Raw genomic sequence first — 23,376 nt, forward strand, 5'->3', positions numbered from 1 at the left:
TATCATCGATAGAGAGAAACTCTTGAATCCATCCCAGATTGCCATCCTGGCCACGGTCCTGCTCGACGCGATCGGCGTCGGGATCGTGATGCCGATCCTGCCCGGGCTGCTGCGCTCGCTCGCCGGCGCGGGCAGCACCGATACCCACTACGGGATCCTGCTCGCGCTGTACGCGTTCGCGCAGTTCCTGTGCGCGCCGCTGCTCGGCGCGCTGAGCGACCGCTTCGGCCGCCGCCCCGTGCTGCTCGCGTCGCTCGCGGGCGCCGCGCTCGACTACCTGTTGATGGCGCTCGCGCCGACACTCGCATGGCTTTACGTCGGGCGGCTGCTCGCCGGCATCACCGGTGCGAACGTCGCGGTCGCGACCGCCTATGTGACCGACGTGACGGCCGAGCCCGACCGCGCGCGGCGCTTCGGCCAGCTCGGCGCGATGATGGGCATCGGCTTCATCGCCGGCCCGCTGATCGGCGGGCTGCTCGGCGCGCTGCACCTGCGCGCGCCGTTCGTCGCGGCCGCGCTGCTCAATGCGCTGAATCTCGTGCTCGTGTGGCGCGCGCTGCCGGAATCGCGGCCGCGTTCGGCCCGCGAAGGTCGCGCGGTCGGCGCACTCAACCCGTTCGCGAGCCTGCGCCGGCTTAGCGGCGCGCCCGCGCTCGTGCCGCTGATCGGCATCTACGTGATCGTGGCGCTCGTGTCGCAAGCGCCCGCGACGCTGTGGATCCTGTACGGCCAGGAACATTTCGGCTGGTCGACGCCCGTCGCGGGGCTGTCGCTCGCCGGCTACGGCGCGTGCCACGCGCTTGCGCAGGCGTTCGCGATCGGGCCGCTGATCGCGCGGCTCGGCGAGCGCCGCGCGCTCGCGCTGGGCCTCGCGGGCGACGCGCTCGGGCTCGCGGTGATCGCGTTCGCGACCGCCGCCTGGGTGCCGTTCGCGCTGCTGCCGCTGTTCGCGGCCGGCGGCATGACGCTGCCGGCGTTGCAGGCGATGCTCGCACGGCAGGTCGACGATGCGCGCCAGGGCGAGCTGCAAGGCACGCTCGCGAGCGTCGCCAGCCTGATCGGCGTCGCGGGGCCGCTGGTCGTCACCGCAACCTACGCGGCGACGCGCACGACATGGCCGGGGCTCGTATGGGCCGCCGCCGCGCTGCTCTACCTGCTGGTGCCGCCATTGCTGGCCGGCACGCGTCCGGCTGGCGCACCGCGGCCGTCGGCATGAGCATCCGCGAACGCCACCGCCCTCCGTGCCGCCGTGCTCAATGCACGAGCGTCACGAGATTCGCGTCGCGCACGAGCTGCCAGCGGCCGTCGGTCTTGCGGAAAATCGTCAGCGTGTGGCCCGACCGGCGAATCGTGTCGCCACCCGGCGGCGTCGCCTCGATCTCGATGAAATTGCGCATGTAGGCCCAGTCGCCGAGCACGCGCAGCTCGTCGATCCGGTAGCGGCCGTCGACCTTCGGCGCGTGCTCGCCGCCCGCGTTCGCGTCGCGCGACGCAGCCGCGAACGCCGCCTTGTCGAACGGCGGTTTGCCGGCCACCATGAAGATCGCGTCGTCGGCGATCAGGTCGAGTACGGTGGCCAGATCGCCGCGCCGGCTCGACACGAACCAGTTTTCCACGAGCGCGCGGATCGCATGTTCGTCTTCGGTCATCGTCGTCCCTCCTTCATCGGCGCGCGCGCCCATGCCACGCGGCACCCGAAAAAAAAACCGCCCGGATCGACTCCGGGCGGCTTTCCTTGCTGCATCTGCTGGGCGGCGGTCAGACCACGACCGTCTGCGCCTCGCCTTCGCGGGTCGCACGCACGGTGCCGATCTTCCACACCTGTTCGCCGGCGGCGGTCAGGTCGGCGATCGCTGCGTCCGCATCGGCCGCCGAGACGATCACGGCCATGCCGATGCCGCAGTTGAACACGCGGTGCATTTCCGCATCGGCGACGCCGCCGTGCTCCTGCAGCCACTTGAACAGCGGCGGCAGCGGCCAGGCGTTCTGGTCGAGCTCGGCGGTGAGGCCTTCGCGCAGCACGCGCGGGATGTTCTCGACGAGACCGCCGCCCGTGATGTGCGCCATGCCCTTCACCGACAGCTTCTGCATCAGCGCGAGCAGCGGCTTCACGTAGATGCGGGTGGGCGCCATCAGCGCGTCGGCGAGCGAGCGGCCGTGGAAATCAGCCGACAGATCGGGGTTCGCGCGCTCGATGATCTTGCGCACGAGCGAGAAGCCGTTCGAGTGGATGCCGCTCGACGCAAGGCCCAGCACCACGTCGCCTTCGGCGATCGTGCTGCCGTCGATGATCTTGCTCTTCTCGACCGCACCGACCGCGAAGCCGGCCAGGTCGTATTCGCCATCGGGGTACATGCCCGGCATTTCGGCCGTTTCACCGCCGATCAGCGCGCAGCCCGACAGTTCACACCCTTGCGCGATGCCCTTGACGACCGTGGCGGCCGTATCGACGTCGAGCTTGCCGCACGCGAAGTAGTCGAGGAAGAACAGCGGCTCGGCGCCCTGCACGAGGATGTCGTTCACGCTCATCGCGACCAGATCCTGGCCGACGGTGTCGTGTTTGTTCAGATGAAAGGCCAGCTTGAGCTTGGTGCCGACGCCGTCGGTGCCCGATACGAGGACGGGCTCCTTGTACTTCTTCGGCACTTCGAACAGTGCGCCGAACCCGCCGATGCCGCCGAGCACGCCGTCGCGCAGGGTTTTCTTCGCAAAAGGCTTGATCTTGTCGATGAGCGCGTCGCCTGCGTCGATGTCGACACCTGCGTCACGATAGGACAGACCCTGAGCGTCGGGAGCGGATTTCGGAGGATTCATGGGGGAATGCGAGAAGGTCGGTAAAATGCGATTTTACCCGAAGCCGGCCGGTTGGCCGGAATTCCCAGTATCGAATCGTCAGGGATTGCATCTTGGTCGACACGTCCCCGTTTTCCTCGCCGAGCGAACCGCGCCGAAACCCGCGCGGCGCCGTGCGTGCGGCCGCGCGTGTAGCCCACGGATCCGCAGCCCCCGGCGCGCGCCCGGCGTACGGCGCGCGTATTTTCAACCGACCTGCATTGTGACTGTTGTGTCCCGTCAACTGACGCTCGATCTCGGCACGCCGCCGCCCGCCACGTTCGACAACTTCATCATGAACGAGGAGAACGACGAGCTCATCTCGCGCCTGCAGAAGCTCGACCTCGCGCTCGCGGCGGGCCCCGTGCCGGACCGGTCGTTCTACATCTGGGGCGAGCCCGGCAGCGGCCGCACCCACCTGCTGCAGGCGCTCGTGAGCGACGCGTCGTACGGCTATGCGCGCTACCTGACGCCGCAGAGCCCGCTTGGTGCGTTCACGTTCGACCCGCGCATCGGCATCTACGCGATCGACGACTGCGACCGGATGAGCGATACGCAGCAGGTCGCGCTGTTCAACCTGTTCAACGAAGTGCGCGCGCACCCGTCGAGCGCGTTCGTCGCGGCGGGCCCCGCGGCGCCGCTCGCGCTCGACGTGCGCGAGGATCTCCGCACGCGCCTCGGCTGGGGGCTCGTGTTCCACCTGTCGCCGCCGTCCGACGCCGGCAAGATCGCGGTGCTCAAGCTCGCCGCGAAGGAGCGCGGGATCGCGCTCACCGACGATATCGCCGCCTACCTGCTGACCCATTTCCGCCGTGACATGCCGAGCCTGATGGCACTGCTCGACGCGCTCGACCGCTTCTCGCTCGAGCAGAAACGCGCGGTCACGCTGCCGCTGCTGCGCCGGATGCTCGCGCGTCCCGGCGACGACATCACACCACCGGGCACGGGCCCGAACCGCTTCGAGTAAAATGCGCTTCCATGACTAATCTGGCACTCTTTGACCTCGATCACACGCTGATCCCGACCGATAGCGACCACGAATGGGGCCGCTTCATGGTGAAGCTCGGCATCGTCGACGCGGAAAGCTTTTCGCGTCAAAACGACCAGTTCTTCGCCGACTACAAGGCCGGCCGGCTCGACATCCACGCATACCTGACGGCGATGCTCACGCCGCTCGCGAAGTATTCGCGCGCGCAGCTCGCCGAATGGCACGAGCAGTACATGCACGAGGTGATCCGGCCCGCAATGACGCCCGCCGCGCTCGAACTGGTGCGCAAGCACCTCGATGCGGGCGACCTGTGCTGCGTCGTGACGGCGACCAACGAATTCATCACGCGCCCGATCGCGACCGCGTTCGGCGTCGATACGCTGATCGCGTGCGAGGTCGAGACGACCGACGGGCATCCCGACTCGCCGTACACGGGCCGGCCGACCGGCACGCCGAGCTACCGCGAAGGCAAGATCGTGCGGACCGAAGCATGGCTCGCGTCGCTCGGCAAGCACTGGGACGACTTCGCGCACAGCTATTTCTACAGCGACTCGCACAACGACATCCCGCTGCTCGAGAAAGTCACCGACCCGATCGCGACCAACCCTGACGACACGCTGCGTGCGCATGCAAGCACCCGCGGCTGGCGTATCCTCGATCTCTTCTGAACGTCGTGATCAAAAAATTCATCCGCAAGCTGCTCGGCCAGGACGAAACCGAGCAAACGTCTCCCGCAACGGCCCCGGCCGACGAAGCGGCCCCTGCTGCCCCGCGCGCGCCGAAGGGCGCCCGCGGCGGCGCCGCGAAAAAGCCGCGCAGCAACCATGAGCCGACCGTCGTGCCGGCCAGCGTGCACGGCATCAATCCGGCGCTGATCTCGAGGAACGCCGTGCGCGTGACCGACACGCTGCAGCAGGCGGGCTTTCGTGCGTTCATCGTCGGCGGCGCGGTACGCGACCTGCTGCTCGGCATCGCACCGAAGGACTTCGACGTCGCGACCGACGCGACGCCGACCGAAGTCCAGCGCCTGTTCCGCCGCGCGCGCCTGATCGGCCGCCGCTTCCAGATCGTCCACGTGCAGTTCGGCCAGGAACTGATCGAGGTGTCGACGTTCCGCGCGCTGGTCGATGCGCCGCCCGAGGCGGCCGCAGCCGAGCCGCCGAAGCGCCTGAAGCGCGACGAACTCGATCGCCGCACGCATGCGGTCGACGCGAGCGGCCGCGTGCTGCGCGACAACGTGTGGGGCGAGCAGCATGAAGATGCCGCGCGCCGCGACTTCACGATCAACGCGATGTACTACGACCCGTCGACGCAGACGGTGCTCGACTACCACGACGGGATGGCCGACGTGCGCGCCCGCCTGCTGCGGATGATCGGCGATCCGGCCACGCGCTTCCGCGAGGATCCGGTGCGGATGCTGCGCGTCGTGCGCTTCGCGGCGAAGCTCGGTTTCGAGATCGAGCCGCATACGCGCGAGCCGATCAACGCGCTCGCCGACCTGATCAACAACGTGCCGGCCGCGCGCCTGTTCGACGAAATGCTGAAGCTGCTGCTGTCGGGCCATGCGCTCGCGTGCCTGCAGCGGCTGCGCAGGGAGGGCCTGCACCACGGGCTGCTGCCGCTCCTCGACGTCGTGCTCGAACAGCCGCAGGGCGAGAAGTTCATCACGCTCGCGCTGAACAACACCGACGCGCGCGTGCGCGCCGGCAAGACGGTGTCGCCGGGCTTCCTGTTCGCGACGCTGCTGTGGCACGACATGCGCCAGCGCTTCGAGCAATACACGGCCGAAGGCGAGATTCCGGTGCCGGCGCTCCATCGCGCGATGGACGACGTGCTCGACATGCAGACCGAGAAACTCGCGATCCACAAGCGTTATTCGGCCGACATGCGCGAGATCTGGGGCCTGCAGCTGCGCCTCGAGAAGCGCTCGGGCCGCAGCGCGATGCGGCTGCTGGAACACCAAAGGTTTAGAGCGGGGTATGATTTCGTCCTGTTACGCTGCGAATCCGGCGAGCTCGATGCGGAAGTCGGACAGTGGTGGACGGATTTCATCGAAGGCGACGCGGCTGCTCGCGAGGCATTGCTCACGCAGGGCGGTTCGAAGGAAAAATCGCCCCGCAAGCGGCGCCGCCGCGGTGGTGCGCGAAACCGCCAGCCGGGTGAAGGTGCCGCCGAACAGGCACCCGATACCTCGGGCGGTTCCGACGACTGACGCGCGCGCCGGCGAACGACGTAGGAAGTGATGCCATGACGGTTGCATATATCGGACTGGGGGCGAATCTCGGCGATGCGCGCCAGACCCTGAAGGACGCGGTGGTGTGCCTCGCGCAGCAGCGCACCATCTCGATCCTCGGCAAGTCGAGCCTGTATCGCACGGCGCCCTTCGAAGCGGGCGGCGACGACTACTACAACTGCGTCGTCAAGCTCGACACGACGCTGTCGGCGCGCGAGCTGCTCGCGCTTTGCCAGAAGATCGAACATCACTTCGGGCGCGAGCGCCCCTATCGCAATGCGCCGCGCACGCTCGACCTCGACATCCTGCTGTTCGGCGCCGATTCGATCGAAGAACCCGACCTGATCGTCCCTCACCCGCGCCTCACCGACCGTGCATTCGCGCTCGTGCCGCTCGTCGAGATCGAGCCGCTGCTCGACATTCCCGCGCGCGGCCGCGCCGACACCTTCCTCGCCGCCGTGGCAGATCAGCGCGTCGAGAAGGTGCAAACCTGCCAGTGCCTGATGCAGAAGGCACTCGCTGCCGGCGAAGACGCCGACAAGACCCGCTGCCGATGAACTCGACTCCGCTGACCGTCACCGCCCCCGACCTGCGCGCCCCGCACCGCTATCTCGTGATCGAAGGCCCGATCGGCGTCGGCAAGACGTCGCTCGCGCGCCTGCTCGCCGAGCGCTGGTCGATGCAGACGCTGCTCGAACGCCCGCAGGACAACCCGTTCCTCGAACGCTTCTATCGCGACACCGCGCGCTACGCGCTGCCCGTGCAGCTGTCGTTCGCGCTGCAGCGCGCGCAGCAGGCGCGCGAGCTGATCGGCGCGCTCGAAACGGGCCGCCCCGTCATCGCCGATTTCATGCCGCAGAAGAACGACATCTTCGCGCGGCTGAACCTGCCGGAGGACGAGTGGCAGCTGTATCGCTCGGTCGCGACGCACGTCGACGTGCCGCAGGCGCCGTCGCCCGACCTCGTCGTCTATCTGCAGGCCAGCCCCGAAGTGCTGTTCTCGCGCATCCAGAAGCGCGGGCTGCCGATGGAACTGCAGATCAGCGATGCGTACCTGCGCTCGCTCGTCGACGCATACAACGAATTCTTCTACCACTACGACCGCACGCCGGTGCTGACGGTCGCAGCCGAACACCTGAACCCGCTGGATTCCCCCGAAGATCTCGCCCTGCTGGTCGAGCGCATCGAGACGATGCGCGGCCGCAAGGAATTCTTCGTCAAGGGCGAGACGACGCGCTGACGCGTCCCGCCTGTCGTTCTTCCCCCATCGACCCGGATTTCCCCATGACCTATCTCCAGGAATCGAGCCGGCCTGCCGTGACGGTCCCCAAGCTGCAGGCAATGCGCGACGCCGGCGAGAAGATCGCGATGCTCACCTGCTACGACGCGAGCTTCTCCGCGCTGCTCGACCGCGCAGGCACCGACGTGCTGCTGATCGGCGATTCGCTCGGCAACGTGCTGCAGGGCCACACGACCACGCTGCCCGTGTCGATCGACGACATCGCGTATCACACGGCCTGTGTCGCACGCGCGCAGCCGCGTGCGCTCGTCGTCGCCGATTTGCCGTTCGGCACGTACGGCACGCCGGCCGAGGCGTTCGCGAACTCGGTCAAGCTGATGCGCGCGGGCGCGCAGATGGTCAAGCTCGAAGGCGGCGAATGGCTCGCCGAAACGATCCGCTTCCTCGTCGAGCGCGCGGTGCCGGTGTGCGCGCACATCGGCCTCACGCCGCAATCGGTGCACGCGTTCGGCGGCTTCAAGGTGCAGGGCAAGACCGAAGCCGGCGCGGCGCAGCTGCTGCGCGATGCGCGCGCGGTCGAGGACGCGGGCGCGCAGCTCGTCGTGCTCGAAGCCGTGCCGACGCTCGTCGCGTCGGAAGTCACGCACATGCTGAAGATTCCGACGATCGGCATCGGCGCGGGCGTCGACTGCTCGGGGCAGGTGCTCGTGCTGCACGACATGCTCGGCGTGTTCCCCGGCAAGCGGCCGCGTTTCGTGAAGGATTTCATGCAGGGCCAGCCGAACATCCAGGCGGCCGTCGAAGCCTACGTGAGCGCGGTGAAGGATCGCTCGTTTCCGGGCCCGGAACACTCGTTCTGAAGTAACGCGTCGGATGTGAAAAAGCGCGGCGCCCTTTGCGGGGCGCCGCGCTTTTTTGTTGGTGCGTTGAAAGTCCAGCGGCCGGCGCGAGCGCGGTGCCCGCTCCGTTACAGCGTCACTTCAGCACCGCGTCGAGCGCACCGCGCAATGCGTTGGTCAACAGCAGCCCTTCCGCGCGCGCAAGATCGTCCTGCGTCACGACGCGCTCCATCGCACCGAACGCACGATCGTCGAGCAGCACGCCGCGCATCACGCCCGGCAGCACGCCGGACGCCAGCGGCGGCGTCACCCACTGGCCGTCGAGCTTCACGAACAGGTTCGAGCGCCCGCCTTCCGTCACCTCGCCGCGCTCGTTGACGAACAGCATGTCGAAACCGCCGAGCGCCTCGGCCGCCTGCCACGCGCGGTCGTATTCGGCGCGGCGCGTGGTCTTGTGCAGCAGCAGCGCGTCGCCCGCACGGGTCGGCGCGAAGCCGTGCTCGGACGCCAGCATCACGCCGACCGGTCCGGCCGGCAGCGGCTTGAGCGGCGCCGCGGTGATCTCGATCGTGCCGTCCTTCGCGAGCGCGAGTTTCATCCGGTACGCGTCGTCGCCGTCGAGCGCTGCGCAGCGCGCGTCGATCTCGCGCCGCAACGCATCGGCGTCGAAGCGGAAGCCGAACGCGTCCGCGCTGCGCTGCAGCCGCGCGAGATGGCGGTCGAGATGCCGGACGCCGTCCGCACGCGTGGCCGCGGTCGTTTCGAACAACTGGAAGCCGGGGTCGGCGTCCGTCAGGAATCGCGCTTTCAATTCGCACTCCGCATATTCGTCGGCCGCGACGCTGTCGAGCACGATGCCCGCGCCGACGCCCATCGTCCCAAGGTGCCGCGTAGCCGAACCGGCCATGTCGATATCGGTATCGGCCACGTCGAGCGTCAGCGTGCGGATCGCAACCGACAGGCAGAAGTCGCCGCAGCCGTCCGCAGGATCGCCGGGCGCGTCGAGCCAGCCGATCGCGCCCGTATAAAGCCCGCGCGGCGTCGATTCGATCGCATCGATCAGCTGCATCGTCTGGTACTTCGGCGCGCCCGTGATCGACCCGCATGGAAACAGCGCTCGCAGCATCTGCGCGAACGTCGTGCCGTCGCGCCAGCCGGCCTCGACCGTCGACGTCATCTGCCACACCGACGCATACGGTTCGACGGAAAACAGCGCCGGCACCTTGACGGTGCCCGTGCGCGCGATCCGCGACACATCGTTGCGCAGCAGGTCGACGATCATCACGTTTTCCGCGCGGTTCTTCGGATCGTTCGCGAGAAACGCGGCAGCCGCCGCATCGTCGCGCGGATCGGCCGAGCGCGGCGCGGTGCCCTTCATCGGCCGCGCACGCAGTACGTCGCCGTGCTTCTCGACGAACAGCTCGGGCGAGCACGACACGATCCACGCGCCGCCGGGCAGCGCGATCAGCGCGCCGTACCGCACGGGCTGGCGTGCGCGCAGCCGCCGGTACAGCGCGAGCGGCGTGCCGAACACATCGAAATTCAGCCGGTACGTGTAGTTGACCTGGTACGAATCGCCCGCGCGCAGGGCATCGTGCACCGTGGCGATCGCCGCGTCGAACGCGTCGCGCGACACGCTCTTCGCGACATGCGCGACGCCCGCGATCGACGGCGCACCGCCGCCGTCCTGCTGCGCGAGCCATGCGTCGACCTCGTCGCAGGACAAGCGCTCGCAGCGCGCATACAGCAAAAAGCGCAGCGGGGCATGGCCCGGCTGCGCTCGTTGCAGGTTGCGTCCGAATTCATAATCGCCGACGACGACCGCATGCAGCCCGTCGCGCAGATCCTGCGCGAGCGCCGCATCGATTTCGTCGAGCCGTGCCGGATCCGTGCACACGCGTTCGCGCACGAATCCCGAATACAAACGACTCGACCGCGCGGACGCGGTCGAGTCGCAATCGTCCAAGAGCGCGAACGACGCGCTCTCGTTGCCTTCAGTCATGCTTTACTCGAAGAAGCTCTTCACACGGTCAAACCAGCTCTTGCTCTGCGGGCTGTGACGCGCGCCGCCCTCGGCCAGCGATTTCTCGAACTGCTTGAGCAGGTCGCGCTGGTTGTCGGTCAGCTTCACGGGCGTCTCGACCTGCACGTGCACGTACAGATCGCCCGCAATGCTCGAACGCAGCCCCTTGATGCCCTTGCCGCGCAGACGGAACGTCTTGCCCGACTGCGTGCCTTCCGGCACCGGGAACGATGCACGGCCGGCCAGCGTCGGCACCTCGATCTCGCCGCCGAGCGCGGCGGTCGTGAACGGGATCGGCATCTGGCAGTGCAGATCGTCGCCGTCGCGCTCGAACACCGCGTGCGGCTTGATGTGGATCTCGACGTACAGGTCGCCCGGCGGCCCGCCGTTGATGCCCGGCTCGCCGTTGCCGGCCGAGCGGATCCGCATCCCGTCATCGATCCCGGCAGGGATCTTCACTTCGAGCGTCTTGGTTTCCTTCACCTTGCCCGACCCGTGGCAATGCACGCACGGCTCGGGGATGTAGGTGCCGGTGCCGTGACACTTCGGGCAGGTCTGCTGGATGCTGAAGAAGCCCTGCGACATGCGCACCGTGCCCTGGCCATGACAGGTCGGGCAGGTTTCCGGCTTCGTGCCGGGCTTCGCGCCCGACCCGTGGCAGACCTCGCACGATACCCAGCTCGGCACGCGGATCTGCGTGTCGTAGCCGTGCGCGGCCTGCTCGAGCGTGATTTCCATGCTGTAGCGCAGGTCCGCGCCGCGGTACACCTGCGGGCCGCCGCGGCCGCCGCGTGCGGCGCCGCCCGCAGCCTGGCCGAAGATGTCGCCGAAGATGTCGCCGAACGCATCCGCGAAGCCGCCGAAGCCCTGTGCGCCCGCACCGCCCATGTTCGGATCGACGCCCGCGTGGCCGTACTGGTCGTACGCGGCCCGCTTCTGGCCATCCGACAGCATTTCATAGGCTTCCTTCACCTCCTTGAAATGCTCTTCCGCATCCTTGCTGTCCGGATTGCGGTCAGGGTGATACTTCATCGCAAGCTTGCGATATGCCTTCTTGATTTCGTCGTCGCTCGCATTCTTCGCGACGCCCAGAACCTCGTAGTAATCCCGTTTCGCCATATCGATTCACTGTGCCGCCACGCATCGCGCACGCGGCGGCTCCTTTCGCCCGCAGTAAAGTCTCTCGACTCGTCTGGCGCTGCACCGTCCGCGGACGGCTCGCGCAGCACCCGCCAAAAAACAAATGTGCCCGGAGGGCCGCGAAGCCCGCCAGGCGTGGAGTCGATCCGGCCATCCGGAAGGAAAGACAGACCGCTTTTCAGCCGCTGGTCAGTCGCGCCGCGCGCGTTTTGCGCGCGCGGCGTGCGGTGCCATTGGAACCCGGCTTAGTCCTTCTTCACTTCCTTGAACTCGGCGTCGACGACGTCGTCGGCAGCCTGTTGCGCACCACCTGCATGGGCCGCGCCTTCAGCTGCACCGGCCGCGCCGGCCGCACCCGCCTGCTGCGCCTGCATGTCGGCGTACATCTTCTCGCCGAGCTTCTGCGACACCTTGCCGAGCTCCTCGACCTTCGCGTCGATCGCGGCCTTGTCGGCCGACGTGTCCTTCAGCACTTCTTCGAGGGACTTCAGCGACGCTTCGATCGCTTCCTTCTCGCCCGCGTCCAGCTTGTCGCCGTACTCGGTCAGCGCCTTCTTCGTGCTGTGGACCAGCGCGTCGCCCTGGTTGCGCGAATCGGCCAGCTCGCGCAGCTTGTGGTCTTCCGCTGCGTTCGCTTCCGCGTCCTTGATCATCTGGTCGATTTCAGCTTCGGACAGGCCCGAGTTCGCCTTGATCGTGATCTTGTTTTCCTTGCCGGTCGCCTTGTCCTTCGCGCCGACGTGCAGGATGCCGTTCGCGTCGATGTCGAAGGTCACTTCGATCTGCGGCACGCCGCGCGGTGCGGGCGGGATGCCTTCGAGGTTGAACTCGCCGAGCAGCTTGTTGCCCGCTGCCATTTCGCGTTCGCCCTGGAACACCTTGATCGTCACGGCGCCCTGGTTGTCGTCGGCCGTCGAGTACACCTGGGCGTGCTTCGTCGGGATCGTCGTGTTCTTGCTGATCATCTTCGTCATCACGCCGCCGAGCGTCTCGATACCGAGCGACAGCGGGGTCACGTCGAGCAGCAGCACGTCCTTGCGATCGCCCGACAGGACCTGGCCCTGGATCGCCGCGCCGACTGCGACGGCTTCGTCCGGGTTCACGTCACGGCGCGGATCCTTGCCGAAGAACTCCTTCACCTTTTCCAGCACCTTCGGCATGCGCGTCTGGCCGCCGACCAGGATCACGTCGTCGATGTCCGACACCTTGACGCCTGCGTCCTTGATCGCGATGCGGCACGGTTCGATCGTGCGCTCGACCAGGTCTTCCACCAGCGCTTCCAGCTTCGCGCGGGTGATCTTCAGGTTCAAGTGCTTCGGGCCCGACGCGTCTGCCGTGATGTACGGCAGGTTGATTTCGGTCTGCTGGCTCGACGACAGCTCGATCTTCGCCTTTTCGGCAGCTTCCTTCAGGCGCTGCAGTGCGAGCACGTCCTTCGACAGGTCGACGCCCTGCTCCTTCTTGAACTCGCCGATGATGTAATCGATGATGCGCTGGTCGAAGTCTTCGCCGCCGAGGAACGTGTCGCCGTTGGTCGACAGCACTTCGAACTGCATTTCGCCGTCGACGTCCGCGATCTCGATGATCGACACGTCGAACGTACCGCCGCCGAGGTCATACACGGCGATCTTGCGGTCGCCCTTCTCTGCCTTGTCCAGGCCGAACGCGAGCGCGGCTGCGGTCGGCTCGTTGATGATCCGCTTGACTTCGAGGCCCGCGATGCGGCCGGCGTCCTTGGTCGCCTGGCGCTGGCTGTCGTTGAAGTAGGCCGGCACCGTGATCACGGCTTCCGTGACCGGCTCGCCGAGGTAGTCTTCGGCCGTCTTCTTCATCTTGCGCAGCACTTCCGCCGAAACCTGCGGCGGTGCGAGCTTTTCGCCGTGTGCCTCGACCCATGCATCGCCGTTGTCGGCCTTGATGATGGTGTACGGCATCAGGCCGATGTCCTTCTGGACTTCCTTCTCTTCGAAGCGACGGCCGATCAGGCGCTTCACCGCGAACAGCGTGTTCTTCGGGTTGGTCACCGACTGGCGCTTCGCCGGCGCGCCGACGAGCACTTCGTTGTCGTCCATGTAGGCGATGATCGACGGCGTGGTGCGCGTGCCTTCCGAGTTCTCGATGACCTTGACCTGGTTGCCTTCCATGATGGCGACGCACGAGTTCGTGGTGCCAAGGTCAATACCGATGATCTTTCCCATTTTTCCTAATCTCCAGAAATGCCTGTTTGCTGCGCGAAACGCTGCGTTTTGGGGCGGTTTCGCGCGCCAGAATTCAACTCTGTTCCCGAAATGCGTCCGTCCGATCCGTTTTCAAGACCCGACGAGCGATGCGGATATTAAATTTTTTCAATCGCCGCCGGCTAGCGGATCGCCGCCCGGCGGATCGCCACCGGCCGCCGCGACCTTCGCGCGCGCCGCCGACACGGCCGCCTGGAACTGCGCGAGGCCATGCCAGCCCGTCGCGCGGCCCAGCCGCTTGCCGCGGTGGAAAAAGAACCACGTCGGCACGCCGTGCAGCCCGAAGCGGCGCCCCAGCTGAGGGTGTTCGTACACGTTGCAATGGAACCACTTCAAACCCAGCGCGCGGATTGCGTCGGGCTGGGCGAGCATCGCCTTCTTCGCGATCTCGCAGTTGAAGCAGTCGACACCCCAGAAGAACACCACCGCGAGCGCATCGCCCGCGCCGTCGATGGCCGCGTCGAACGTGCCGGCGTCGAGCGCCTGCATGTAGAACGCATCAAATGCGGCCGGATCGACGCCGGCGGGCACCATCCCGGCAGCCTTACTTCGGCTGGGCGACGGTGACGAGCGCCGGACGCAGCACGCGGTCGGCGATCGTGTAACCCTTTTGCAGCACGGTGACGACGGTGTTCGGCTCCTGGTCGGCCGGCACCATCGAAATCGCCTGGTGCTGATGCGGATCGAACTTCTCGCCAACCGGGTTGAGCGCGACGACGCGGCCCTTCTCGAGCGCGCTCGTCAGCTGGCGCAGCGTCAGCTCGACGCCCTCGCGCACCTTCGCGATGTCGCCGGACGTATCGTTGACGGCCGCTTCCAGGCTGTCCAGCACCGGCAGCAGGTGTTCCGCGAAGCTCTCGATCGCAAACTTGTGTGCCTTCGACACGTCGTCCTGCGCGCGGCGGCGGACGTTCTCGGTCTCGGCCTTCGCCCGCAGGTAGCTCTCCTGCAGCTCGGCGACCTTGGCTTGAGCCTCCGCGAGCGCCGCGTCGGCTGCTTCGGCGGCGGGAGCAGCGCCTTGCGCCGCCTGCTTCTCGCTGCCGATGTCTTCGGCCGATGGGGTAGCCGGGTTCTCTTGCGTGTTTTCCATGTCGCTGAAAGTCGATTAGAGGTTGAAGCCAAATCGGCAACCGCCGGCCGTATACCCGGCGGCACCGCACATTCGTGGTGCAGATAAGGGTGGAAACTGCAATTTCAAGAGGGTTATTCGCCGGCATTCTCCAACGCCGCGAAACAACCGCGCTGCCCGGCGGTGCGTGGCCCGCATAGTCCACCAGTCCGGGCGAAACCGGCTGTAACAACGCTTACCTGGCAAGTACTAGCTTGGCACAGGTCCGCTGCACTACACTCCACTCAAGCGTCGGAAAAGCGTGTTTACCCCTAGCTGACCGCCGCCTGACATCCACCTGGCGCCGTTTTCACCCTTGATCCCGAGGGGAGTACCGTGAAACTGACCTTTGCGATATCGGTGGTCGCGCTGGTACTCGTTGCCGGCACCACCACCATCTGCCTGTCCGGAGCCGTCACCGACCGCACGACCGAATACGGAAGCGCGCGGGCGACCTTCGACCAGATGTTCAGCTCCCACCAGAAAATCTGTCGATGATGCGCCGGTCGCGCTTCGTCGGCCGGCCGTGCAGTTCGGCCGCCGGCTCGCGATACGTGCGGCGCCGCTCCAGTTCGGCGAGCCGCGCGGCCCGCCCCGCTTCCGTTTCCTCGTAAAGCGTCTGCGCGACGCTCGCAGGCCCGCGCACGTCGCACACGCCCAGCACGGCAATGTGCCAGACGACGCCATCGATCGCAATCTCGACCTCGTCGCCGACCCGCACGTCCTTGGCCGGCTTGACCGCCGCACCGCCGATCTTCACGTGCCCCTTGTCGACCGCATCGGTCGCGAGCGAGCGCGTCTTGAAGAAGCGGGCCGCCCATAGCCATTTGTCGATGCGCAGCTTCGCACCGGGGTCCGTGGAAATCTTGTAGTTCATGATCAGTTCACCGTTTCGGGCTGCGCGGCCCTGACGGGCCAGCCCTGCAGATTCTCGGCGACGATCTCGCCGAGCGCGCCGATCCATGCGGGCGCGCCGTTCAGGCACGGAATGCGGTGGAAGGTCTTGCCGCCGCCGGCCAGGAACTCGTCGCGCACTTCCATGCCGATTTCCTCGATCGTCTCCAGGCAATCGGCCGTGAAACCGGGACAGAACACGTCGGCCCGCCGCACGCCGGCCTCGCCGAACTCGCGCAGCGTCGGCGCGGTGTACGGCTGCAGCCATTCGGCCTTGCCGAAGCGCGACTGGAACGTGACGCGGCATTCGGTCGTCGACAGCCCGAGCGCGGCCATCAGCAACGCGCCCGTCTGCTGGCACTGGTCGTGATACGGGTCGCCGAGGTCGAGCGTGCGCTTCGGCACGCCGTGGAAACTCAGCACGAGCTTGTCGCCGGCCGCGAAATCGGGCCGGCCGTACTGCGCCCAGTATTGGCGCACCTGTTCGGCCAGCGCGTGGATATAGGCCGGATGGTCGGCGTAATGCCGCACCGTGCGCACTTCCGGCTGGTTGCGCATGCGCGCGAGTGCGTCGAACGCGGCATCGAAGGCGGTGGCCGTGGTCGACGCCGAGTATTGCGGATACATCGGCATCAGCAGCACGCGCTCGACGCCCGCGCGCTTGAACTGCGCGAGCGCGTGCGAAATGTTCGGGCTGCCGTAGCGCATCGCGTAGTCGACCGTCACGTGATAGCCGTTCGACGTGAGCAGGTGCCGCACGCTGTCGGTCTGGCGCTCGGTGTACACGCGCAGCGGCGAACCCTCGGGCATCCAGACGGCCGCGTATTTCTTCGCGGACGCGCGGCCGCGCAGCGGCAGGATCAGCGTGCGCAGCAGCACCTGCCAGACGGCCTGCGGAATCTCGACGACGCGCGGATCCGACAGGAATTCGGCCAGGTAGCGCCGCACCGCGCGCGGCGTGGGTGCGTCGGGCGTGCCGAGATTGATCAGCAGCACACCGATGCGGTGGGCGGCCGCGATGCTCGAAGGCGGCTCAAGATCGAAACGCATGGGCAAGAACGTGCTCGAGGCACGGGACCGGACGGCTCTCAATTATAGCGGGCCGCCCCATGCCGTTCGGCCGACTGTCGGCGCGTGCGGCAATGCGACACGATGACGGGGCGGGATCAGGCGGCCGATCGCAGGCTATTGCTGGCTCAGCGTGAGCGACAGCAGGCGCGCGGTGATGTCGACGATCGGTATCACGCGGTTGTAGGCCATGCGGGTCGGGCCGATCACGCCGAGCGTGCCGACGATCTGCCCGTTCACCTCGTACGGCGCGGTGACGACGCTCATTTCCTCGATCGGCACGAGCGTCGATTCGCCGCCGATGAAGATCTGCACGCCCTGGGCGTGGCTCGACACGTCGAGCAGTTGCAGGAGGCCCGTCTTTTGGTCGAACACGTCGAACAGCTTGCGCAGCCGCGCCATGTCGGACGACAGATCCGCCACTTCGAGCAGGTTGCGCTCGCCGGAAATCAGCACGGTGTCCTCGGTGTCGGGCACCTCGGTACTGGCCGTCACGGCCGCGTGCATCAGCGTGGTCATGTCGCCGCGCAGCTGGTCGATCTCGTCGCGCAGGCGGCGGCGCACCTCGTCGAACGACAGGCCGGCGAAATGCGCATTGATGTAGTTGGACGCCTCGGTCAGCTGCGACGGCGAATAGTCGCGCGGCGTCGCGAGCATCCGGTTCTGCACGTCGCCTTCGGGCGTGACGATGATCAGCAGGATGCGCTTGTCGGACAGGCGCATGAACTCGATCTGCTTGAACACGTGGCTGCGGCGCGGCGTCAGCACGACGCCCGCGAACTGCGACAGGTTCGACAGCACGCTCGCGGCGGCCGCGACCACCCGCTGCTGCGGCTCGCCGGCCTGCAGCGTGTTCTGCACCTGCCGCGCGACGGCCTCGGCGTCGATCGGCGCCTCGACCGTCAGCATCGTGTCGACGAACAGCCGGTAGCCGCGCGGCGTCGGCACGCGCCCGGCCGACGTGTGCGGGCTCGACACGAGGCCGAGCTCCTCCAGGTCGGACATCACGTTGCGGATCGTCGCCGGGCTCAGCTCGAGCCCGGAGTAACGGGACAACGTGCGCGATCCGACTGGCTGACCGTCGGCGATATACCGTTCGATCAGGGTTTTCAGGAGGGTTCGTGCGCGAGGATCTAGCATGGTGGAAAATTTTAGCGCAACCGCGCGACCGCGGCGAGTGGCGTCGCCCACCGTTGCGCGGGCCGGCCCGATCCGGCCCCGCCGGGGCACAACCGGTTCTTTTCGTCAACGAGCTATGGTGTAATGCCGGCATGAAAACCGGTAATCAGTTCAACACCGTCGCGCTCGTCGGCCGAAGCAACACGCCCAACATCGCCGAGCCGCTCGCCACGCTGGCCGCCTGCGTCGCCGGGCAGGGCTTCGAGGTCGTCTTCGAAGCCGAGACCGCGCGCGAGATCGGCATCACCGGCTACCCGGCGCTGACGCCGGCCGAAATCGGGGCGCGCGCCGACGTGGCGGTCGTGCTGGGCGGCGACGGGACGATGCTCGGCATCGGCCGTCAGCTCGCGCCGTACAAGACGCCGCTGATCGGGATCAACCACGGGCGGCTCGGCTTCATCACCGACATCGCGGCGGCCGACATGCAGGCGCTCGTCCCGGTGATCCTGTCGGGCAAGTTCGAGCGCGAGGAACGCGCGCTGCTCGAGGCGCGGATCATGCGCGACGGCGAACCGATCTACCACGCGATTGCGTTCAACGACGTCGTCGTGAACCGCAGCGGCTTCTCCGGGATGGTCGAGCTGCGCGCGTCGGTCGACGGCCGGTACATGTACAACCAGCGTTCGGACGGCCTGATCGTCGCGACGCCGACCGGCTCGACCGCCTACGCGCTGTCGTCGGCCGGCCCGATCCTCCATCCGCAGCTGGCGGGCATCGTGCTCGTGCCGATCGCGCCGCACGCGCTGTCGAACCGGCCGATCGTGCTGCCCGACGATTCGAAAATCGCGATCCAGATCGTCGGCGGGCGCGACGTCAACGTGAACTTCGACATGCAGTCGTTCACGTCGCTCGAACTGAACGACACGATCGAGGTGCGCCGCTCGAAGCACACGGTGCCGTTCCTGCACCCGATCGGCTACAGCTACTACGCGACGCTGCGCAAGAAGCTGCACTGGAACGAACACGCCTCGAACGAAGACGACAAGGCGTCCTGACGCCGCTCCGCCCGACACCATGCTCCGCCACCTCTCGATCCGCGACTTCGTCATCGTCGCCGCGCTCGATCTCGAATTCGACAGCGGCTTTTCCGTCTTCTCCGGCGAAACCGGCGCCGGGAAATCGATCCTGATCGACGCCCTCGCCCTCGCGCTCGGCGAACGCGCCGACGCGAGCGTCGTGCGCACCGGCTGCGGCCGCGCCGACATCACGGCCGAATTCACGCCGCACGACCGCGTCGCGCGCTGGCTCGACGAACACGCGTTCGACACCGAGGACACCGTGATGCTGCGCCGCGTGATCGACGCAAACGGCCGTTCGCGTGCGTTCATCAACGGCACCAGCGCGACGCTCGCGCAGCTGCGCGAACTCGGCGAAATGCTCGTCGACATCCACGGCCAGCACGCGCACCAGCTGCTGATGCGGCCCGACGCGCAGCGCGAGCTGTTCGACACGCACGCGGGGCTCGTCGCCGACGCCGCGAACGTCGCGCGCGCCTGGCGCGTGTGGCGCGACGCGACGCAAGCGATCGACGCCGCGAAGGCGCACGAGCGCGAGCTGCAGCTCGAACGCGAAAAGCTCGCGTGGCAGCTCGCCGAGCTCGACAAGCTTGCACCGCAGCCCGGCGAATGGGACGAAGTCAGCAACGAGCACAAGCGGCTGTCGCATTCGGCGAACCTGATCGAAGGCGTGCGCGGCGCGCTCAACGCGCTGTCCGAGTCCGACGACGCGATGCTCGCGCAGCTCGGCGCGATCGTGTCGAAGCTGCGCAGCCTGGCCGACTACGACACGGCGCTCGGCGACGCGCTCGCGTCGCTCGAACCGGCCGAGATCCAGCTGCAGGAAGCCGTCTATTCGCTGTCGCACTACGCGCAGCGCGTCGACCTCGATCCCGAGCGGCTCGCGCAGGTCGAGACGCGCCTCGATGCGCTGCACTCGACCGCCCGCAAGTTCTGGCTGCCGCCCGACACGCTGCACGAGGAACATGCGGCGCGCCGTGCGCAGCTCGCCGCGCTCGACGCGGCCGCCGATCTCGGCGCGCTCGAGGCGGCGCAGGCCAAGGCGCGCGAAGCCTATCTCGCCGATGCCCGGCACCTGTCCAAAGCGCGCGCGCAGGCCGCGAAGGCGCTCGGCACGGCCGTCACCGCCGGCATGCAGGAGTTGTCGATGGCGGGCGGCAGCTTCGAAGTCGCGCTCGTCCCGCTCGCCGACGGCGGCCCGCACGGGCTCGAGCAGGTCGAATTCCGCGTCGCGGGGCACCCGGGCGTGCCGCTGCGGCCGCTCGCGAAGGTCGCGTCGGGCGGCGAACTCGCGCGGATCAGCCTCGCGCTCGCGGTCATTGCCAGCGCGGCAAGCCCGACGCCCACACTGATCTTCGACGAAGTCGATACGGGGATCGGCGGTGGCGTCGCCGAAGTGGTCGGCCGCCTGCTGCACCAGCTCGGGCGAGAGCGCCAGGTGCTGTGCGTGACGCACCTGCCGCAGGTCGCCGCCCGCGGCGACCATCACTTCCAGGTCGCGAAAGGCGCCGACGATCGCGGCGGCACGGTTTCGACGGTCGTCGCGCTCGACCGCGCCAACCGCATCGAGGAAGTCGCGCGGATGCTCGGCGGGCTCGAGATCACGGCCACGACGCGCAAGCACGCGAAGGAAATGCTGGCGGCCTGACGCCGCCGCCGGCCTGCGCCGGCCGAACCAGGCACGCTCACAAACCGCTCGGGGCGGTGCGCGGATCGATACCGCGCCCGCCCGGCCTTCATTCAAACACCCGTTTCAACCGCGCCGAACACGCGCTCCCACAGCGCCGTCACGGCCGCCCGCTCGTCGGTCACCACGGCCGGATCGACGCGCGCCTTCTCCATCCCGTCGAGCCGCAGCTTGTGCTGCAGCTTCCGGTACTTGCGGTACGCGGCGCCGACGCGCTCGGCTTCGTCCTCCCCCATCAGCCCGAAGCGCGCGACCTCGCGCAGCAGCGCGATGTTGCCGGTGTTGCGGATCAGCTCGGCGTCGCTCGATGCATGCAGCAGCACCCAGTACTGGACGATGAACTCGATGTCGACCATCCCGCCGCGATCGTGCTTCAGGTCGAACAGCTCGGTCTGGTTCGGATGGCCGGCAAACACCTTGCCGCGCATGTCGACGATCTCCTTCGCGAGCACCGCGCCGTCGCGCGGCGTCGTCAGCACCTGCTGGCGGATCGCCTCGAAGTCGTCGCCGATCTGCGCATCGCCCGCGCTGTAGCGGGCGCGCGTCAGCGCCTGGTGCTCCCACACCCACGCGGTATTCGCGGCATCGCCCTCGCGCAGCTGGTAGCGGCGGAACGCATCGAGATCGGTGACGAGCAGCCCGGCCTCGCCGTTCGGCCGCAGCCGCAGGTCGATGTCGAACAACGCGCCGGCACCGGTCGCGGTCGTGAGCCACGTGATGAGCCGCCGCGTGAAGGTCGTGTAGACGTCCGCCGAGCGCTCGTCGGGATCGTCGTACAGGAAGATCAGGTCGAGATCCGACGCGTAGCCGAGTTCCTTGCCGCCCAGCTTGCCGTATGCGATCACCGCGAACTTCGGCACGTCGCGATGGCGCTTCGCCAGCTGCGACCAGACGACTTCGATGGTCACGTCGAGCACCGCGTCGGCCAGCTCGGACAGCCGGTCGCTCACATGCTCGACCGACAGTTGTCCGGCCAGGTCGATCAGCAGGATCCGGAACACCTCCGCGTGCTGCGCGTGCCGCAGCAGGTCCATCTGCTGCTCGGGGCCGTCGGCCGCCGCGAGGCGCGCGCGCAGCGCGTCCTTGAACGCGGGCCAGTCGAACGGGCTCGCGATCACCTCGTCGTCGAGCAGTTCGTCGAGCAGTTGCGGGTGGCGGATCAGGTAGCCGCCGCCCCAGCGCGTCGCGCCGAGCACCGACAGCACGCGGTCGAGCGCGGCCGGATATTCGGTCAGCAGCGCGAGATAGACGCCACGGCGGCTGACCGTCTCGAGCAGGTCGAACAGGCGCACGATCGTGTCGTCGCGGCGCGCGGCATCGATCGTCGGCGCGGCGTCGAGCGCCCGCTGCGCGACGCTGTCGAAGCGCTGCCGGCTCTTTTCCGGCAGGCCCGTATAGCGCGACGATTGCCAGACCGCGCGCAGCCGCGCGAGCACGGTGGCCGGATCGGCGAAACCGAGGCCGTCGAGGCGCGCGACCAGCGCGTCGTCCTCGCCGTCGTCGGCCAGCGCGCCGCTCCAGATCCACGCAGCGGCCGTGTCGTCGCCGGCCGTACAAGGGCCGCCGCCCTTCACCTTGTCCGCGAAGATCTGGTCGAACTGCGCCTCGACGAAGTTCCGGTGCTCGTCCAGCACCGTCATCAGCGCCGCATAGTCGGCAAAGCCGAGCGACGCGGCCAGCGCCGCGCGTTCGTCGGGCTCGACCGGCATCGCGTGCGTCTGCGCGTCGTTGCGGTACTGCAGCCGGTGCTCGAGCGTGCGCAGGAAGTTGTAAGCATCGGACAGGCGCGCACGCACGTCCTCGCCGATCAGCCCGCGCGCCTGCGCATGGCGCAGCACCGCGAGCGTCGGCCGCACGCGGAATTCGGCATCCTGGCCGCCGCGGATCAGCTGGAACACCTGCGCGCTGAACTCGATCTCGCGGATCCCGCCGCGCCCGAGCTTGATGTCGTCGGCCTTGTCGGGCCGCATCGACGCGCGGCGTGCGGCTTCCTGCCGGATCTGCTGGTGCAGCGAACGGATCGCGCCGATCACGCCGAAATCGAGATAGCGACGGTAGACGAACGGCTTGACGAGCGACTCGAGCTGCGACTGGAGCCGCCGCGCGGCGTCGCTGTCGCTTTCCGACACGAGCCGCCCCTTGATCCACGCATAGCGCTCCCACTCGCGCCCCTGCACGTAGAAATATTCCTCGAGCATCCCGAGGCTGCACGCGAGCGGCCCCGAATCGCCGTTCGGGCGCAGCCGCATGTCGACGCGAAACACGTAGCCGTCGGCCGTGACCTCGGACAGCACGCCGATCAGGCGCCGGCCGAGCCGCGTGAAGTATTCCTGCGTGGACAGCGGCGAACGCGTGCCGCCGGTCGTCTCGCCGTCGTCTTCGTAGACGAAGATCAGGTCGATGTCCGACGACACGTTGAGCTCGCGGCCGCCGAGCTTGCCCATCCCGACCACGCCGAGCACGACGGGCTGGCCGTCGGCACCGCGCGGCTCGCCGTACATCGCCTCGAGCTCGGCCGACAGCAGCGCGAGCGAGCGCTGCACGGCCACTTCGGCGAGGTCGGTCATCGCGCCGGTCACCTCGGCGACGTCGGCCAGCCCGCGCAAATCGCGCTCCGCGACCGCGCCGAACGCCTCGACGCGCAGTTGCCGCAGCGCGCGCTTCAACTGCTCCTCGGTCGGCGCGGCCGCGCCGGCCGGCGTCGCGAGCAATTCGGTGAGACGCGCGTCGAGCTGCGCGCGACCGAGCGGCGCGGCCGCCCATGCGGCGACCTGCTCGGCGAGCGCGGGCCGCGCGGCAGCCGCGCGGGCGAGGTATCGGGAATAGGACGTGCTGATCAGGGCGGAAGCGTCGGTCATCGAGAAGCGGGCCTGGCGGAAAGGCCGGCCGGCG

Annotated in this window: 21 protein-coding genes; 10 read left to right on the forward strand and 11 right to left on the reverse strand. The window is 67.9% G+C overall.

Annotated elements, in window-relative coordinates:
• The first annotated feature begins 22 nt into the window (after nucleotides 1–22).
• The gene (tet(64), locus tag DIE03_RS08705) at nucleotides 23–1,216 is read left to right on the forward strand and encodes a tetracycline efflux MFS transporter Tet(64) (protein ID WP_124449360.1); all 1,194 of its coding nucleotides are present in this window, start codon (nucleotides 23–25) and stop codon (nucleotides 1,214–1,216) included.
• A 37-nt stretch (nucleotides 1,217–1,253) separates the two neighbouring features.
• Here the strand turns inward: tet(64) and DIE03_RS08710 are convergent, their stop codons facing one another.
• A complete protein-coding gene (locus tag DIE03_RS08710; protein WP_124449362.1) occupies nucleotides 1,254–1,649 on the reverse strand; it encodes an SgcJ/EcaC family oxidoreductase in 396 nt (131 codons plus the stop codon).
• A 109-nt stretch (nucleotides 1,650–1,758) separates the two neighbouring features.
• On the reverse strand, nucleotides 1,759–2,814 hold the full coding sequence (gene purM / locus DIE03_RS08715; protein WP_006484927.1) for a phosphoribosylformylglycinamidine cyclo-ligase: 1,056 nt from the start codon (nucleotides 2,812–2,814) through the stop codon (nucleotides 1,759–1,761).
• A 250-nt stretch (nucleotides 2,815–3,064) separates the two neighbouring features.
• Here purM and hda point away from each other — a divergent pair, with 250 nt between their 5' ends.
• From hda to panB, 6 genes are read left to right on the forward strand one after another with little or no spacing between them, the layout of a single operon-like run.
• Complete coding sequence (hda, locus tag DIE03_RS08720) at nucleotides 3,065–3,799, forward strand: DnaA regulatory inactivator Hda (protein WP_059235994.1); 735 nt, start codon at nucleotides 3,065–3,067, stop codon at nucleotides 3,797–3,799.
• An 11-nt stretch (nucleotides 3,800–3,810) separates the two neighbouring features.
• Complete coding sequence (locus DIE03_RS08725) at nucleotides 3,811–4,488, forward strand: HAD family phosphatase (protein WP_124449365.1); 678 nt, start codon at nucleotides 3,811–3,813, stop codon at nucleotides 4,486–4,488.
• Between the two features lie 5 nt (nucleotides 4,489–4,493).
• Nucleotides 4,494–6,032, forward strand: a complete 1,539-nt coding sequence (pcnB, locus tag DIE03_RS08730) for a polynucleotide adenylyltransferase PcnB (RefSeq protein ID WP_124449367.1) — start codon at nucleotides 4,494–4,496, stop codon at nucleotides 6,030–6,032.
• Between the two features lie 35 nt (nucleotides 6,033–6,067).
• Complete coding sequence (gene folK, locus DIE03_RS08735; protein ID WP_124449369.1) at nucleotides 6,068–6,610, forward strand: 2-amino-4-hydroxy-6-hydroxymethyldihydropteridine diphosphokinase; 543 nt, start codon at nucleotides 6,068–6,070, stop codon at nucleotides 6,608–6,610.
• On the forward strand, nucleotides 6,607–7,293 hold the full coding sequence (locus DIE03_RS08740) for a deoxynucleoside kinase (RefSeq protein ID WP_124449371.1): 687 nt from the start codon (nucleotides 6,607–6,609) through the stop codon (nucleotides 7,291–7,293). Before folK ends, DIE03_RS08740 begins: the two co-directional genes overlap by 4 nt.
• Nucleotides 7,294–7,337: 44 nt before the next feature.
• A complete protein-coding gene (panB, locus tag DIE03_RS08745) occupies nucleotides 7,338–8,153 on the forward strand; it encodes a 3-methyl-2-oxobutanoate hydroxymethyltransferase (protein WP_124449373.1) in 816 nt (271 codons plus the stop codon).
• A 115-nt stretch (nucleotides 8,154–8,268) separates the two neighbouring features.
• On the opposite strand, the gene pabB is transcribed toward panB, so the two are convergent.
• The 5 genes from pabB to grpE all read right to left on the reverse strand — a co-directional run bounded on the left by pabB (nucleotide 8,269) and on the right by grpE (nucleotide 14,622).
• On the reverse strand, nucleotides 8,269–10,134 hold the full coding sequence (pabB, locus tag DIE03_RS08750; protein ID WP_124449375.1) for an aminodeoxychorismate synthase component I: 1,866 nt from the start codon (nucleotides 10,132–10,134) through the stop codon (nucleotides 8,269–8,271).
• Nucleotides 10,135–10,137: 3 nt separating this feature from the next.
• The gene (gene dnaJ / locus DIE03_RS08755) at nucleotides 10,138–11,274 is read right to left on the reverse strand and encodes a molecular chaperone DnaJ (RefSeq protein WP_124449377.1); all 1,137 of its coding nucleotides are present in this window, start codon (nucleotides 11,272–11,274) and stop codon (nucleotides 10,138–10,140) included.
• 266 nt (nucleotides 11,275–11,540) lie between these two features.
• Nucleotides 11,541–13,493: a molecular chaperone DnaK gene (gene dnaK, locus DIE03_RS08760; protein WP_039361356.1), complete on the reverse strand. Its 1,953-nt coding sequence runs from the start codon at nucleotides 13,491–13,493 to the stop codon at nucleotides 11,541–11,543.
• A 147-nt stretch (nucleotides 13,494–13,640) separates the two neighbouring features.
• A complete protein-coding gene (locus DIE03_RS08765; RefSeq protein ID WP_124449379.1) occupies nucleotides 13,641–14,066 on the reverse strand; it encodes a co-chaperone YbbN in 426 nt (141 codons plus the stop codon).
• Between the two features lie 10 nt (nucleotides 14,067–14,076).
• Nucleotides 14,077–14,622 carry a nucleotide exchange factor GrpE gene (gene grpE, locus DIE03_RS08770; RefSeq protein ID WP_124449381.1) on the reverse strand — a complete coding sequence of 182 codons (546 nt, stop codon included), beginning with the start codon at nucleotides 14,620–14,622 and terminating at the stop codon, nucleotides 14,077–14,079.
• Between the two features lie 354 nt (nucleotides 14,623–14,976).
• On the opposite strand from grpE, the gene DIE03_RS38185 reads away from it, so the two are divergent.
• On the forward strand, nucleotides 14,977–15,138 hold the full coding sequence (locus tag DIE03_RS38185) for a hypothetical protein (protein WP_185658127.1): 162 nt from the start codon (nucleotides 14,977–14,979) through the stop codon (nucleotides 15,136–15,138).
• Here the strand turns inward: DIE03_RS38185 and DIE03_RS08780 are convergent.
• From DIE03_RS08780 to hrcA, 3 genes are all read right to left on the reverse strand, one after another.
• Nucleotides 15,110–15,517 (reverse strand): RNA-binding S4 domain-containing protein, encoded by a 408-nt coding sequence (locus DIE03_RS08780; protein ID WP_124449383.1) that lies wholly within the window; start codon nucleotides 15,515–15,517, stop codon nucleotides 15,110–15,112. The two genes, DIE03_RS38185 and DIE03_RS08780, sit on opposite strands and share 29 nt — an antisense overlap.
• A gap of 2 nt (nucleotides 15,518–15,519) precedes the next feature.
• On the reverse strand, nucleotides 15,520–16,584 hold the full coding sequence (gene hemH, locus DIE03_RS08785) for a ferrochelatase (RefSeq protein WP_124449385.1): 1,065 nt from the start codon (nucleotides 16,582–16,584) through the stop codon (nucleotides 15,520–15,522).
• 135 nt (nucleotides 16,585–16,719) lie between these two features.
• The gene (hrcA, locus tag DIE03_RS08790) at nucleotides 16,720–17,742 is read right to left on the reverse strand and encodes a heat-inducible transcriptional repressor HrcA (protein ID WP_011544637.1); all 1,023 of its coding nucleotides are present in this window, start codon (nucleotides 17,740–17,742) and stop codon (nucleotides 16,720–16,722) included.
• Between the two features lie 131 nt (nucleotides 17,743–17,873).
• Here hrcA and DIE03_RS08795 point away from each other — a divergent pair, with 131 nt between their 5' ends.
• Together DIE03_RS08795 and recN are read left to right on the forward strand one after the other, a co-directional pair.
• Nucleotides 17,874–18,776 (forward strand): NAD kinase, encoded by a 903-nt coding sequence (locus tag DIE03_RS08795; protein WP_124449387.1) that lies wholly within the window; start codon nucleotides 17,874–17,876, stop codon nucleotides 18,774–18,776.
• Nucleotides 18,777–18,795: 19 nt separating this feature from the next.
• The gene (recN, locus tag DIE03_RS08800) at nucleotides 18,796–20,445 is read left to right on the forward strand and encodes a DNA repair protein RecN (RefSeq protein WP_124449389.1); all 1,650 of its coding nucleotides are present in this window, start codon (nucleotides 18,796–18,798) and stop codon (nucleotides 20,443–20,445) included.
• 92 nt (nucleotides 20,446–20,537) lie between these two features.
• On the opposite strand, the gene glnE is transcribed toward recN, so the two are convergent.
• Nucleotides 20,538–23,342, reverse strand: coding sequence for a bifunctional [glutamate--ammonia ligase]-adenylyl-L-tyrosine phosphorylase/[glutamate--ammonia-ligase] adenylyltransferase (gene glnE, locus DIE03_RS08805; RefSeq protein WP_124449391.1), 2,805 nt, complete (start codon nucleotides 23,340–23,342; stop codon nucleotides 20,538–20,540).
• Nucleotides 23,343–23,376: the final 34 nt, after the last annotated feature.

It is taken from the genome of Burkholderia sp. Bp8992, assembly GCF_003853705.1.
Lineage (GTDB): Bacteria > Pseudomonadota > Gammaproteobacteria > Burkholderiales > Burkholderiaceae > Burkholderia.